The sequence below is a fragment of the uncultured Mailhella sp. genome (assembly GCF_963931295.1).
Classification (GTDB): Bacteria; Desulfobacterota; Desulfovibrionia; order Desulfovibrionales; family Desulfovibrionaceae; genus Mailhella.
In genome coordinates this window covers 337,460-352,344 of record NZ_OZ007001.1, presented here as the reverse complement: position 1 = coordinate 352,344, position 14,885 = coordinate 337,460, and the positions used below count along the sequence as shown (strand labels likewise).

The 14,885-nt window shown below is 61.0% G+C and carries 9 protein-coding genes; 4 read left to right on the top strand and 5 right to left on the bottom strand.

The features are described from left to right. The first annotated feature begins 403 nt into the window (after positions 1-403). On the top strand, positions 404-1,159 hold the full coding sequence (locus ABGT79_RS01475; protein WP_346664682.1) for a restriction endonuclease: 756 nt from the start codon (positions 404-406) through the stop codon (positions 1,157-1,159). A gap of 41 nt (positions 1,160-1,200) precedes the next feature. Beyond that, complete coding sequence (locus tag ABGT79_RS01470) at positions 1,201-2,439, top strand: hypothetical protein (RefSeq protein WP_346664681.1); 1,239 nt, start codon at positions 1,201-1,203, stop codon at positions 2,437-2,439. 305 nt (positions 2,440-2,744) lie between these two features. On the opposite strand, the gene ABGT79_RS01465 is transcribed toward ABGT79_RS01470, so the two are convergent. The 5 genes from ABGT79_RS01465 to ABGT79_RS01445 form a co-directional block, all read right to left on the bottom strand. Continuing rightward, complete coding sequence (locus ABGT79_RS01465; RefSeq protein WP_346664680.1) at positions 2,745-3,686, bottom strand: NrtA/SsuA/CpmA family ABC transporter substrate-binding protein; 942 nt, start codon at positions 3,684-3,686, stop codon at positions 2,745-2,747. A gap of 5 nt (positions 3,687-3,691) precedes the next feature. Then, positions 3,692-4,405, bottom strand: coding sequence for an ABC transporter ATP-binding protein (locus ABGT79_RS01460; RefSeq protein WP_346664679.1), 714 nt, complete (start codon positions 4,403-4,405; stop codon positions 3,692-3,694). Beyond that, positions 4,402-5,172: an ABC transporter permease gene (locus ABGT79_RS01455; RefSeq protein ID WP_346664678.1), complete on the bottom strand. Its 771-nt coding sequence runs from the start codon at positions 5,170-5,172 to the stop codon at positions 4,402-4,404. The genes ABGT79_RS01460 and ABGT79_RS01455 overlap by 4 nt, the downstream gene beginning before the upstream one ends. A gap of 943 nt (positions 5,173-6,115) precedes the next feature. Then, positions 6,116-6,790 (bottom strand): outer membrane beta-barrel protein, encoded by a 675-nt coding sequence (locus ABGT79_RS01450; RefSeq protein ID WP_346664677.1) that lies wholly within the window; start codon positions 6,788-6,790, stop codon positions 6,116-6,118. A gap of 787 nt (positions 6,791-7,577) precedes the next feature. Beyond that, on the bottom strand, positions 7,578-8,567 hold the full coding sequence (locus tag ABGT79_RS01445) for a YbhN family protein (RefSeq protein WP_346664676.1): 990 nt from the start codon (positions 8,565-8,567) through the stop codon (positions 7,578-7,580). Between the two features lie 1,244 nt (positions 8,568-9,811). Between ABGT79_RS01445 and ABGT79_RS01440 the strand changes: the two genes are divergently transcribed. Both ABGT79_RS01440 and ABGT79_RS01435 read left to right on the top strand, forming a co-directional pair. Then, positions 9,812-11,410, top strand: coding sequence for a site-specific tyrosine recombinase (locus ABGT79_RS01440; RefSeq protein ID WP_346664675.1), 1,599 nt, complete (start codon positions 9,812-9,814; stop codon positions 11,408-11,410). Further along, the gene (locus ABGT79_RS01435) at positions 11,400-14,216 is read left to right on the top strand and encodes a CBS domain-containing protein (protein WP_346664674.1); all 2,817 of its coding nucleotides are present in this window, start codon (positions 11,400-11,402) and stop codon (positions 14,214-14,216) included. The genes ABGT79_RS01440 and ABGT79_RS01435 overlap by 11 nt, the downstream gene beginning before the upstream one ends. The last annotated feature ends 669 nt before the right edge of the window (positions 14,217-14,885 follow it).

Genomic DNA, 14,885 nt, shown 5'->3' with positions numbered 1-14,885 from the left:
CGAAGCTGTGGGGCGAAGGGGGGCTGCCGGAAGGCCGTGTTTCAACGCTCTGGGGCCCCGGGCGACGTCAGGAGCCCGGCCGACGGGCATAAGCAGGCGGGATTCATTCCCGCCGTTAAACGCAATGCCCGTCGTGCAAGTGATGCGGGCCGCACGGCGTGTCCTGTGCAAACGAGCCTGCGTGTTCTTCGGGAGTCTGCAAGGTCAGAAATAATTTTCCCCGACAATTTGGGGCAAGCCCGCCGCGCTCTCCCTTTTTCCGCCTTGCGGCTGCGTCGCAACGGCGGCAGATGGGTAAAAGTGATGACATTTCATCATTGGAAGGCTATGCTTTTCCAAAAGTCTGCCGTGACGGTGAAGTCATGTCGATGTATCGGCGCGGCAGGAGAGGGAGGGCAGAAACATGCGCAGGTTGGTGGCGGTGCTGATGGCGCTGCTGTTCAGTTTTTCTCTTCTTGTGACGGACTCGGATGCGCTGGTTGCTTCTGCCGTGAGGCTGCCGGTCAATACCATCAAGCAGCTCGCCCGCCTGGGCAAGACCAGCGGTTCAAAGGAGCTGGGAGCCAATCTGATTCGGCTTTCGGAAAAGCTTCCCGAGGCGCAGCGGCTTGCGTTTCTTGAACAGGCGTATGTGGATATCCTCGTCAGGCAGGGCCGGCTCTCTGCCAGAAAGGCGGATGAAGTCATAAAGAATCTGTCCGGTACTCCCGGGTTTCGCAGTGCTCTGAGCAAAATGAGCGGCATCAGTGAGGCCAAGGCTTCCGGCCACGGCTTTGAAGTGCTTGCCGCCAATGCCTTGAAAAAAAACGGATATAAAATTCTGGCCATAGGACAGAGATTTGACGACGGCATCAAGAACGCCATGACGGATATTGATCTGATCGCGAAAAAGGGATCCAGGACATGTATTTTCGAGCTGAAGAATTATCATCCGCAAAGCATTGATTACAATGCCCTGATTAATTTTCGCGGTGATATGCAGAGTCTGAATGCGTATGCCGGTAAGCATGCGAACGTGCGCAGTTTTTTTGTCATATCCTCCAGACCTGTCGACAACAATATCGACAAGCTTCTCAGGGCGGCGGCCAAATCGCAGAATGTGGAGCTCCTGTATGCTGATGTCGACACGCTTCCCATGCTTCTCGAGGTGTTGAAATGAAGGCGTTAAAAGCAACGGTCTGCGTATTCGGCGTGGTTTTTGTGACATTTTTGCTCGCGGATACCTGCTTTGCTTCGGAACTCGGTACTTTTGCCTCATTTTATAAGAAGTCCGTTGTCGTCGGCTGGGTGCTGGCGGCGCTGGTGGCGGTGGTTTCCGGCATTGCCGTGTATTTCACCGGAGGGCTGTCGAGTCCTCTGCTGGTGGGCCCCATAAAGTTTGTGGGCTCCATGATAGGCGGTGCCATGGGACTTTCCGGAGTGGCGGCAACCAATGCGGGGCTGGCCATGCTCGGCGGCGGAGCCGTGACGGCGGGCGGTCTGGGAATGGCCGGTGGTGCGGCGCTTTTGACGACGATATTCAGTTTCGGCACGGAAGTGGTGAGCGATTACGGCATAAATAAAATTTTTGCCGAGTATTCCTACAGCCGTATGCAGGAAGAGGCGGCGCAGATGCCGAATTTTCCTCCCATAGTCAACACCTCGGGCCCGGACTGCATAGAGGAGGCCGTGGACATTCTGGAGGACGGCTACATGGATGAAGAAGTTCCCGGTTCCGACAACAACAGAAAAGTGCTCGAAAAGGCATACAATGCCCTGAATGTATATGATCCTTCGTTTACTGCCGAGGAAAATGCGAGACTCTATTCGGCCCGGGCGCTCCTTTTATTCATCATGAGTGATTTTAAAATGGCCTATTATTATGCTGATGAGGCCATCAAGACCGGGGTTGACGATCCGCTGACCGTACCCAGATACGTTGCGGCGGTATCCGGTTATCTCACGGGTGCGACGGAACGGTATCTTTCCACGGCATATTTTCGTGAATCCATCATAAAGGAACCGGACAATCCCTTTATTCCGCTCATGTATTCACTGTACATTTCAAGACTGGGCATTGCTGATAAAATAAGATGCGAGGTCATCAACAATATAGCCTTCATCGGATTCATAGAAGATGATGAAATGCGGAAATCCGCCTACTATATTATTGAAACGGCATATTTTTCAAGAATAAAAATATGTCAGAACATCATAACGACATGCCATGACAACAGGGATAATGAAATCATCGACAGAGAGCGCCTGAAGGAAAAGGCCGCCGATGCCATGGAGGAATATACGAATCTTCTCAACAGTACAGAAGATTTCATTACCGAGAATATTTCCAGAATCGATGCCGATGACGGGGATGAGCAGCGGGCTTCCGACAATCTCCACCTTATAGAGCAGTATCGGAACGATACTTCCAGACTGGAACGGCTTTACCGGGAAATATAGCGCTCCCTGCGCCGCCTGTTCCGTGCAAAGGACATGAAGAAAGGCCGCTGCCCAAGCCGGGCGGCGACCTTTTTTTGTGCGTGTATTTCATAAAGAGGCTGCGGGAAGGCGGTATTTTTTCCCCGGGAGGAGAAGAGCTCTCCCTCAAAAAGAAACTGTCGGAAAGCGTGCCTCTCCTCCTCGCCGCGCCCCTTAAACATTAAAAGTTTCAGGAAAGGGGATGGGGGTGCGGGGGAAGGGGGAAAGCCCTTTTTCAAAAGGGTTTCCCCCTTCCCCCGCAAATCTTTCCCTCTCTACGTCCTCTCTTACTCCATGGCGGATTTCAGGATGAAGCTGCGGGAGTCGACCTTCTGGCGGGCCATGCCGTTTTCGATAAGGAAGGTCATATCGTTGTCGAGGCTTTTGATATCGTTTTCATTGAGTCGTTTATTGTAGTGGGACCAGGCGTAGAGCTGTTCGGCGTCGGCGATGGAGATATTTTGTTCTTTGGCTCCGAGGGCGACGGCTTCGTCGTGGTGGGCCATGATCCAGTCGTAGGCTTCGTCCTGGACGGCAACGACGTCCTTGAGCAGTTCGGGCTGTTCGTCGATGAACTTTTTGCTGGCGCACATGGCGAGGATGGGGGTAACGAGGCCGGTAGCGGTAGCTATGACGGGTTTGCCCGCCTGTTTGGCCTTGACGAGGGCGCCTGCGGCAATGAGGGCGGCGTCCACCTTGCCGGACATGAGGGCGGAGAAGCTCTGGGGGATGCCCATCTGGACGAATTTCACGTCGCGGATGGTCATGCCTTCTTTGGCGAGTCCGGCGACGAGCAGCTGATGGAGCACGGTGCCCTTGGGCCCGGCGACGGTTTTACCGCGCAGGTCTGCAAAGGTTTTGGGGCCGTTTTCCTGTCCAACGAGGGCGAAGACGTCGGTGGGGCGGGCGGCTCCGGCGATGATGATGACCGGATTGCCTTCGGCGTTGGCCATCTGCACGGAGGTGGTGTTGAGCACGCCGCCCACGTCGAGAGCGCCGGAAGCCATGGCGGTGGCCTGCTGGGCGCCGGAATCTATTTCATGCCACTGCACCTTGATGCCCTTGGGTTCGAGTTTTTTCTCAAGGAGCTTGTGTTCCTTCATGACGATCATTTGCAGATTGAAGGGCGACTTCACATAGCTGATGTTGAGAGCGCCTTTTTCGGCAAAGGCCGGGGAGGCGGCGAGGGAAAGGGCCAGGGCAAGGGCGAGCGTTTTGAGCATCTTCATAATAATTACAACTCCTTAGTATTCAGATGCGTAAGAATGTTGCGGCGAATGAAGTTTCGCCGTTCGGGGCCGGTGTTTTCGGAAATGTTGAAGCTTTCCACGATGACGCCGCGATCCATGACGCAGAGGCGGCTGCCGAGGCGCAGGGCTTCTTCCATGTCGTGGGTGACGAGCAGGCAGAGCGAGCGGGACATGAGTTTTTTGAGCATGTCCTGAAGCTTTTCCCGGGTAATGGCGTCGAGCGAGGCGAAGGGTTCGTCCATGAGCAGGATGCGCGGCGAGCGGAGCAGGGCGCGGGCCACGCCCACGCGCTGGGCCATGCCGCCGGAAAGCTCGCGGGGCATGGCGGAAAGCACGTCCGGGGAGAGTTCCACCATGTCGAGGGCCTCCGCCATGCGGATGTCGGCGTCGCGGCAGACGCGGGGCAGGGCGAGGCGCAGGTTTTCGCCTGCGGTGAGCCAGGGCAGCAGGCGCGGATCCTGAAAGACCACGGCGCATTCTTCGGGGCGGGGGAGCACGAGTCCGGCGTCCGGGGATTCGAGTCCTGCGGCGATGCGCAGCAGCGTGGACTTGCCGCATCCGGACGCGCCCAAAAGGCAGGTGACGCCCTGCGGAGCGAGGAACATGTCGGTTCCGCGCAGCACTTCGCGCGATCCGAACGATTTGCGGATGCCGCGCAGCAGCTCGACGTTTTCGGAAGAAGTTGCGGAATCAGTCATGCGGCGAGCTCGGGAAAGCGGCGCTTGAGCAGCGCGGAGGAAAGGGCGGAAAAGGCGGCGTCGAGGGCCCAGCCCAGAAAGCCGATGATGAGAATGCCCACAATGACCTCGTCGGCGCGCTGCATCTGTTCGGCGTCCATGATCATGTAGCCGAGGCCGCTGCTGGCGGCGATGAGTTCGGCGGCGATGAGGGCGCGCCAGCTGTAGCCGAAGCTCAGGCGCAGGCCCGTGATGATGGAAGGCGTGGCCGCAGGCAGCAGAAAGAAGAGCACGGTGCGGGTGCGCGAGAGGTGGAGGCTTGCGGCGAGCTCGCGGAACGAAGCGTCGAGTCGGCTCAGGCCGTCGCGGGTGTTGAGATAGATCGGAAAGAACGAGGCCAGAACAATGACGGCAATCTGCGTGGCGTCGCCGATGCCGAGCCAGAGAATGAGCAGAGGCGTGAGGGCGAGCGGAGGCGTCATGCGCATGAAGGAAAGCGTGCCCTGAAAAAGCTCGTCGAGCAGCCGCCAGCGATACAGCAGCGCGGCCGTGCCGAAGGCCAGCGCCACGCTCAGACAGAAGCCCGCCGCAATGCGGTAGAACGACGACAGAACGTGCTCCGTAAGTACGCCGCTTTTCGCCATGGCAAGCCCGGTTTCCAGCACGCGCCCCGGCCCGGGCAGCAGATACGGCGATACCGCGCCGGACACAATCTGCCAGACAATAAGCACTACGGCGGGTACAAAAATGGACTTTATCATGCGCATGCCCGCAATTCTAGAACGCATGCGCCCGACTGTCCATGCAGAAATAACGTATTTTTTGTCACAAACGCAGCGCATAAACAGACCCGCCGCCGACGCCCGGCAGAACGCCCGCAGCGGGAAACGCAGAAAGGCAGAAAGGCAGGAAAGGCATGCGGGGGAAATAATTCCCCCCGCGCCCCCCTGTTTTCCGCCGAAGGCTGCGCCGTTCGGCGGGGCGTCGGCGGGAATGCAAAGCGCGTTGCCGAATCCGGGGGGGAGTTTGGAAAGGCGGGGACTGCGGAAGCCGTGGAGCTTGGCAGGCGCTGTTCGGGCTGCGGACGCAGTGCAGGTGTGTCCTTTCGGACCCACCTGCGGTGGCCGACTCCTGTCCGACAAGTGTCGGACAGTCGTGTTAAAGGAAGGGATTTCCAGATGTTTTGGGGGAGGGATCGTCGAGGTTCGCCCATGCAGCCCGGAAGGCCATCTTTCAACGCTCTGGGGCCCGCGGGCGACGTCAGGAGCCCGCGCCGACGGGCATAAGCAGGCGGGATTCACTCCCGCCGTTAAACACAATGCCCGTCGTGCAAGTGATGCAGGCCGTACAGTGTGTCTTGTGCAAACGGGCCTTCGGGCGTCGGCGTTTTTCTCTGCCGAGTGTCAACGCTCTGGGGCCCCCGGCCTGTCATCAGACGGCCGGGCCGACGGGGCGAAGCAGGCGGGATTCACTCCCGCCGTTAAACGCAATGCCCGTCGTGCAAGTTCTGCGTTCGTACAGTGTGTCTTGCCCAGACGGGCCCTCGGACTTCGGTGTTTTCTCCTGCGGGGGGGGCAACGCTCTGGGGCCCCCGGCCTGTCATCAGACGGCCGGGCCGACGGGGCGAAGCAGGCGGAATTCACTTCCGCCGTCAGCGCCGCCCCGTCGTGCAAGTTCTGCGTTCGTACAGTGTGTCTTGTGCAAACGGGCCTTCGCGCCCCTCCTGTCCCCTTAAAATGTCACGCGCAGACCCATCATGAACTGATGAACATAGTTGTCCTTGGACTTCAAATTCATGCCGTCCACAAGGCCGGTGACGTTGCCGTTGTCCATCATGAGGAAGCGGTAGCCGATGTCGGCGGAAAGGTTGTCGGTAAAGGCGTAGGAGCAGCCGAGACCCACCTGCCCGGCGAAAACGGTGTCGGTGTCGCTGTTGGAACCCAGCAGATCGGCGGCGAGACGGGTGTGATTCACATGTCCTTCGGTCTTGAGGAAGGCCATGCCGAGACCTGCGCCGATGTAGGGCGTGAAGCCGTTCCAGGTGGTGATGTCCCAATAGGCATTCGCAAGCAGCGTCTGGAGGCCGACCTTGGCGTGGAACGAATGGTCGCCGTCGCCTTCGGTTTTGGAAATGCGTCCGTAAGCGCCGTATTCGAGTTCGGCGTGCACGGGCACGCTGAACACGGGATTGAAATCGTAACCCACGGCAAGAGCGCCGCCGGCGCGGGCGCCGGTTTTGGAATCGGAGCCGAGGCCCTGACCGTGATACGAAAGTTCGCCCTTGGAATGCTGAACGTTCAGCACGAATTTCGGCGCAATGTACACGCCGACAAGATCGGCGGCTTTGGCCTGAACGGGCAGCAGCAGGCAGGCGGCCATAAGCAACATTCCGAATTTCTTGAACATGTGATTTCTCCTGTTTGAAGGTGGCTTGTCTGGAACGCAATGTTCCGGCAGTCGGGCGCGGGCCCGGCGCCGTTCCGGCGTGCGGAACGTTCTGCGGCGGAACCCGGCAGGGCGGCGTTGTCCGTAGGAGTGCGGCATCCGCCTTGCCGGGGACATGCCTTATTTATAGCGCGGCGGGTAAGCGATGCCATGATTATCATGCGTCAATGTGCAGATGAGATGCCGGGTGCTCGCCCTAAGTCCGGCGATCGGCGACAGGAGCGGGAAAGCGACGGGGCAAGAGCCGGAAAGGGAGGGCAACAGAAGCGGTAAAAGAACAACGGGAGTGAGAGAAAAGAGCGGAAAGGAGCGTCGGCGTTGCAGAAAGGCGGGGAAGGATGGGCGCGGGAGAGCATGGGGAGCAGGGAAAGAGCGGAGGGGAAGAGAGTCGTGGACGGGCGGCGGCGTCGGGTGCGGAGATGGGCGCGTGAAGAATGGAGGGCAGGGCCGCTGCAAAGATTGCGGCGGGCGTGGCGGACGGCAACAGGCAACGGACGGGCGGAGCGGCGGCCATGCGGACGACAGTTCCGGCGGCGCGGAATGATTCTGAAGGGGGGGAGGAGGTCGCGGCATGAGTTCGGGACAGCGCAGCCCCCGGCGTGAGAGCCGTCTGCCCAACGGCATGTCCCGGGATGGGAAAATTCCCCGGGGCTGCGGAAGTCTTTGGGGAACGTCATTTCCGGGGGGCAAAAAAGTCCCCGGATGCGTCAGGGCAGGCGGGGACTTTGGAAGAGCGGGGATGGAATGATTATTTGCTTTCGGGGAGTTCTTCGGTAGCCTTTTCGTCGGCGGCGATTTCTTCGGGGGTGCGTCTGCGCAGGCGGAGTTCATAGAAGAACAGCATGACGAGGGAGATGAGCAGAGGCACGAGGTAGTAGAGCACGCGGAAAACGAGGATGGCTCCGAAGAGGCGTTTGGGATTCACGCCGTGGATGATGTGCATGAGGATGAGTTCGAGCACGCCCACGCCGCCGGGAACGTGAGTGAGCACCACGGCCACCTGCGCGAGGAGGTAGTTGGGGAGGAAGTCGGCGAAGGTGAGGGTGCTGTGCTCGGGCAGGAGCACGTAGAGGCAGGCGGCGGCGACGAGCAGGTCGGCGCAGGCGACGGCGGTCTGAGCGAGGGCGATGGGCAGGGTGGGCAGGGCGAATTCTTTTTTGAAGATGCGCACGGCTCGGCCTCTGGCCCACCAGCAGACGAGCAGATAAAGGATGCACAGGGCAAGCAGACCCGCGCCGAGGGGGCGGATGTGACCGGGTTCGATGCCGAGTTCCGGGGGAATGTGCACGTTGGCGAAGAGGAGCACGCCGCCTGCGAGACCGAGCGCGCCGATCCAGAAGGTGACGGCGAGCATGAGCACGAGGCGCACGATGTCGATGGGATGGAAGCCCCAGGCGCTGTAGAGGCGATACCGCACGGTGGTGCCGCCGAGCAGCGCGCCGAGGTTGTAGCTGACGGCCGAACCGGCAAAGGATACGAGGCAGACGCGGGGAAAGGGCAGACGCCGATGAATGGCCCGCACGGCGAGCCAGTCGTAGCCCACGAGAATGGCGTAGTTGATGACGACGAGCACAACGGCAAGAATAAGTTGCCGATGTTGTATGTGGAGAATGCTGTCTATGATTTCTTCCATGCTGTAGCGCTTGAGCTTGTCGTAGAGAAGCCAGCAGGCCAGCGCACAGATGAAAAGAACGAGGAGCTTTCCCAGAATCGGCAGATATTTTTTCGTCTTCGGCAAATCACACACCCGGAAAGTACAGAGTCTCGCCATAAGGCGGGGAACAAATTTGTGCGCCATCACAATACCTTTATGGAAGGGTAAAGGCAAGGGGAGAAAGGTAACAAATCGAGGAGGAAGGTTTTTTCATCACAAGATGAGCGCGGGGGAGGGAGCGCTGCTGCGGAGCGGAATGCCTGGAAAAGTCTGGCGTGCAATCCGTTTGCCGGGGGTGGGAAGCAGGGGGCGCGTGCGGGAGATGGGCGTCGTTTTTATCATTTGTGGGGGAAAATTGATATGAATTTCACAAGACATTGACAAAAGAAGAGAAGTTTTTTGAGGGGGAGGGGAGGACACTGGGGCGTTGTGCCGGAGGCGAAACAGGGGAGGCGAGGTTCGGGGCGAGATTTCGGATGAAGAGGCGAGGGGGCAGGGGCAGAAGCTCGAAGCGGCAGGCGAAGAACGAGGATTCGGCAAAAGTGGCTCGGTCTGAGGAGAAGGCGCGCCGGGGCGATTTACTGAGGAAGGAGAGGGGCGCGGTGGAGGGTCGTCCGACGGGAAGCGCGGCGTTCTGGCGGAGACAGGACGAACTTTCGGGACCGGCGACGGCGGGCCGGTCGGCTTTGGAAGGAAAAAGGGCTTCGCCGAGAGAAAATTTCGGGCCGGGAATCGTCTGGAGAGAAGGAGAGACCGGGGCGGAAGAAGGCGCGGCGTTCGGCGCATGGGCGAAACAATGACGAACGGCTCGAAGAAGGGGGAAAGAACGACGGAAGGGCGTCGATTTTTTTCGTTCGACGTTCGCATTCCGGCAGCGTCTGTCACTGCGTCGACGTCTGTTTGTTGATCTATTATTGTTTCGTCGTTTTTCCGCTCGCTGCCTTCCGTCCTTTTGTCGTCCGGCGTTTTGTTTTCGCGGCGGACATCCGTTTCCCTGCCTCGTCTTTTCGCGAGGACTTCGGAGTTCCTGTCTTTGATTTACGACTCTTTCATCCGTTTTTGTCTCCCCCGCATTCTGTCGTCTTTGCGTTCCCTTTCGAGGTTCCCTCCGTCATTCCCGCAAGCCTGAGCCGCCGAACGGCGAAGCCGGAGGCGGAAACAGGGGGCCCGGGGGCTTGTCCCGACTTGTCGGGGGAATTATTTCCCCCGGCGGGGTTCGGGGCAGCGCCCCGAAGGCTCTTGTCTGTCCCCCTTCCTCTCTCCTCCCGGGGGGAATTGACGCTGCGGGGCGGGGCAGTTAATCTCTGGTTGAATTTCAGGAGGAAGAGATGTCGGCAGAGAAGGCGGGACTGGAGCCGTGGCCTGCGGCGGTGAAGCGCGGCAGGGGGCGGCCGCGCAAGGTACGCGCTGATTCGGCGGCGGAAGGGTCTGCGCTGCTGGAGGCGCAGGCGGTGATTGACGCGCCGGACGGCGTTTCGCAGGAGAAGGAGAAGAAGCCTACGGCGCTTTCTGCGGCACGGCGGGCTCCGTCGGACAGTCTGAGGGCGCTGGGGGAGCGCTGGCTGGACGAGCTTCTTGCGGTGCGGGGGCTTTCGCCGATGACGGTGGATTCGTATCGGCAGGACATTGCCTCGCTGTCGTCGTTTCTGGAGGAGAGCGGGCTTGGCGACTGCACGGCGAAGCAGGCGCTTTCGCGTCTGGACGACGAGCAGCTTCTGCTTTTTGTGGTATGGCTGCGGCGTCGGGGCGACGGCAAGCGCACGCTGGCGCGGCGGCTTTCGTGCCTGCGGGGCTTTCTCGGCTGGTGCGTGGATCTGGGGCTCATGGAAGGCAATCCCGCCGAGCTGCTGGACGGGCCCAAGCTGCCGCGTGTTTTGCCCAACGTGCTGACGCGTCAGGAAGTGCTGGCGCTCATTGACTCGCCGGACACGCGCACCAAGCTCGGGCGGCGCGATCACGCCATGCTTGAACTCATGTACGCGTCGGGGCTGCGGGTGTCGGAACTCGTGCATCTGCGACCCTTGGACATTGATCTGCAAAGCGGCGTGGTGCGGGTATTCGGCAAGGGGCGCAAGGAGCGTCTGGTGCCGATGCACGCGCGGGCCGTGGCGGTAATGGACGACTATCTGCGTTCGGTGCGCCCGGAGTTCATGCCCCAGGAAAGCGTGGTGTTTCTGAACCGGTCGGGCATGGGGCTCACGCGGCAGGCGGTATGGAAGCTCATCCGCCGCTACGCCCTGGAAGCCCGCATCGGGCGCGACATTTCGCCGCACACCATGCGGCACACGTTTGCCACGCATCTTCTGGAAGGCGGGGCCGATCTTCGCACCGTGCAGATGCTGCTCGGTCACAGCGATCTGGCGGCCACGGAACTTTACACGCACGTGCGGTCCGATCTTCTGGAAGACGTGTACCGCCGCTGTCATCCGCGCAACGCGTATCATGCCGCAGGCGCGGATCCCGGCGAAGACGGGGAGGGGAGCGCTTCCGCGGATGCAGATTCTTCCGGCGCTGCCGAGATGGCGGGGACTGCCGAACTTTCTGCCGACGGCGCGGATGCCGTGTTCACGGGCTCCTGCTCTTCCTCAGACGCGGGCGCCGTTCCCGATTCGGCCTCTTCCGCCGGGGCGCGGTCGTCGATTTCCGGCGCAACCTTTGCGAAAGGCCGGGCGGCCTCTTCCGAAGCCGGAATTGCCGACTCTGATGTTTCTGCCGTGGGGGTAACCTCTCCCGACCTGGCCTCCGGCGCATCCCCCGCCGCGTCTTCCGCGGCATCTTTTGCAGGCGCAGATTCTTCTGCCGCTTCCTCCTTCATCGCTGCGGCGTCGGATTCCGCTCCGTCCCCCGCCGCTTACCATGCTTCCGTCCCGCGCGACGCATCCCTCCCCAGCGAGGAAAACTCAAAGGATGATTCCCATGAACGTTGATACCGTCGTCACCTGCCACGCCAACGCCGACAACGACGCCCTTGCCGCGCTGGTCGGCGCGCTCGCGCTCTATCCCGACGCCGTGCTCCTTTTCCCCGGCAGTCAGGAGAGGCAGGTGCAGGAATTTTACGACGAAGTGGTCGAACCGCTGTATCCGTGCGTGAGTCAGCGCGAACTCGACATCACGCAGGTGAAGCGCCTCGTCGTGGTGGATACGCATCTCGCCAGCCGTCTGCCCCAGGTGAAAAAGCTCCTCGAACGCAAGGATCTGGAAATCCACGTGTGGGATCATCATCCCCTGAGCGACGACGAGGGCGACGACCGCCTCCCCGCCGCCCTCATGATGGATGACGCCGTCGGCGCGGTGAGCACGTTTCTGGTGGAAGAAATCCGCCGCCGCAACATCAATCTGACCTGCGAAATCGCCACCTCGCTTGCGGGCGGCATCTACGGCGACACGGGGTCCTTCGTGTACAGTTCCACCACCCCGCGCGACTTTGAGGCCGCCGCATGGCTGCTTTCGCGGGGCGCGGATCTCGCCGTGGTGAGCCGTCTCATCACGCGCGTGATGGGCCGCGAACAGCTCAAGGCCCTGTCGGCCATGCTTGAAAACACCCAGGCGCGCGACATCGGCGGCGGGGTGGTCATGGCCATATCGTCCATGCAGAGCGAAACCTTTCTCGACGACTTCGCCACCCTCGCTCCCCGCATCATGGAAATCGAAGACTGCTCGGTGCTCTTTGCCATTGCGTCCATGGAAGACAAGGTGCAGGTCGTGGGTCGCAGCCGCACCCCCCTCGTGGACGTGGGAGAAATCTGCCGCAGGCTCGGCGGCGGCGGACACTACTATGCCGCTTCCGCCTCCGTGAAGGACATGACGCTCCCCCAGGTGCGCGACTTTCTCAAAATGCAGGCTTCGCTCATCGTGAACGCCGACGAAAACGCAGGCAAGCTCATGACAAGCCCCGCCCTCGGCGCATCGGAGAGGCTCACCATCGGCGAGGCGCAGTCGCTCATGATACGCTACGGACTCAAGGCCGTGCCCATTTTTGCCGACGGCACGCAGCGCTGCATAGGCATTCTCTCGCAGGAAACCGCCGCCAAGGCCTGCGGTCACGGGCTTGCGAACATCGCGGTGGGCATGTACATGCAGCGTTCCTTCAACGTGGTGCCGCAGAGCGCCGGCATTCAGGAACTCGTGGACATCATGGTGGGCGGTCAGCAGCGGCTCATTCCCGTGGTGGACGGCCCCGATCCGCAGGGCCTCGACGACGAAGATCGCGAAGCCGAACTTCTCACGCGCTCCGTGGTGGGCGTGGTCACCCGAACCGACATCATCCGCCTGTTCATGGGCGAAAACGGCGCGCACATTCCGCCGGTGAGCCGCAAGGCCCGCAAGGAACGCAATCTCGTTTCCGTGATGCGCAAGCGCCTTTCGGCTCCCTGTCTCGACTTTCTGCGCATGGCCGGCGAAATCGGACACGACGTCGGCGCGTCGGTGTACGTGGTGGGCGGCTTCGTGCGCGATCTCGTCATGGACGGCAAAGGCCTCAAGTGGCCGGATATCGACATCGACCTCGTCATCGAGGGAGACGCCATGGCCTTTGCGCACAATCTGGCCATACGGCTCAAGGGCCGCGTGCGCGAGCACCGCGAATTCATGACCGCCATGCTCGTGTTTCCCGCCGAAAGCCTCTGCGCCGACGTGGAGAGGCATCGCCGCACGCACCTTGCCGACACCACGGAAATCAAGGTGGACATCGCCACCGCGCGCCTCGAATTCTATTCCGAACCCGGAGCCCTGCCGCAGGTGGAACGCGGCTCCATCAAGATGGACCTCTATCGCCGCGACTTTTCCATCAACGCCATGGCGGTGCGCCTCAATCCGCAGGTGTTCGGTCAGCTCGTGGACTTCTTCGACGGTCAGGAAGACATCCGCAACAAGCGCATCCGCACCCTGCACGCCCTGAGCTTCGTGGAAGACCCCACGCGCATGTTCCGGGCCGTGCGCTTCGAGCAGCGCTACGGATTCCGCATGGGCGCCCAGTGCGAACGCTTCATGCGCAACGCCATAGACGATCTGCACCTCATTCATCACCTGTCGGGCTCGCGCATCTGCCATGAACTCGAACTCATGATGGAGGAACGCAATCCCTATCTCGGATTCCGCCGCATGGACGAACTCGGCCTGCTTGCCGAAGTGCATCCGCTGCTCGCCATGAACGACGAAAAACGCGACATGGCCGACCGCGTGCGCCGCGTGCTCGAATGGTACATGCGCATGTACCTGCCCGAAGAACCCGACCTGCTCATGCTCATGGTCATTGCGCTCTGCCGCCGCGCCCCCGCCCCGGAAGTGGAATCCCTGCTCGCCAGACTCCAGTTCTCCGACAAGAGAAAACGACAGACCATGCAGGTGCGCTCGGCCATCATGGCCGCCCGCGCAGGCATGACCCAGTGGGAAAAGAAAAAGGGCCCCATCAGCGATCTGCACCGCATGCTCGGCCGCGCCCCCCTCGAAACCCTGCTCTACCTCCTCGCCCAGGAAAACAATCCTGAACAGCATGAAAAACTGACCCGCTACATCTACATGGGCCGACAGATGAAGCCCGATATCAACGGCGACGACCTCAAACGCATGGGCATCCAGCCCGGACCCATGATAGGCCGTATTCTGAACGACGTGCTCGCCGCCAAACTCGACGACGAATCCATGCCCCGCGACGACCAGCTCGCCCTCGCCGCCCGCCTCGCCGTCCAATACGTCGCCGAAGAGGCCGCCGCTGCCAAAGCCGAAGAGAAGTAAAGGCAGAAAAGGCATGCGGGGGAAATAATTCCCCCCGCGCCCCCCTGTTTCTGCCTCCCGGCTTCGCCGGTTCGGCAGGACAGGGTGAACGGGAAGATTATGCCCGAAGCTGTGGGCGAAGGGGGGAGTGCCGCCGGAAGGCCGTTTTTCAACGCTCGGGGGCCCCGGGCGACGTCAGGAGCCCGGCCGACGGCAGGCGCGTAGCCGGAATTCACTTCCGGCGTTAAGCGCAGCCGCCGTCGTGCAAGTTCCGCAGGCCGTACAGTGTGTCTTGTGCAAACTGTTTGCGAGTTCTTCGGGACACTGCAAGGTCAGAAATAATTCCCCCCGCGCCCCCCTGTTTCTGCCTCCCGGCTTCGCCGGTTCGGCAGGACAGGGTGAACGGGAAGATTATGCCCGAAGCTGTGGGCGAAGGGGGGCAGTAGGAAGGCCGTTTTTCAACGCACTGGGGCCCCGGGTGACGTCAGGAGCCCGGCCGACGGCAGGCGCGCAGCCGGAATTCACTTCCGGCGTTAAGCGCAGCCGCCGTCGTGCAAGTTCCGCAGGCCGTACAGTGTGTCTTGTGCAAACTGCCTGCGAGTTCTTCGGGACACTGCAAGGTCAGAAATAATTCCCCCCGCGCCCCCCTGGTTCTGCCTCCCGGCTTCGCCGGTTCGGCGGGGCGGGGTG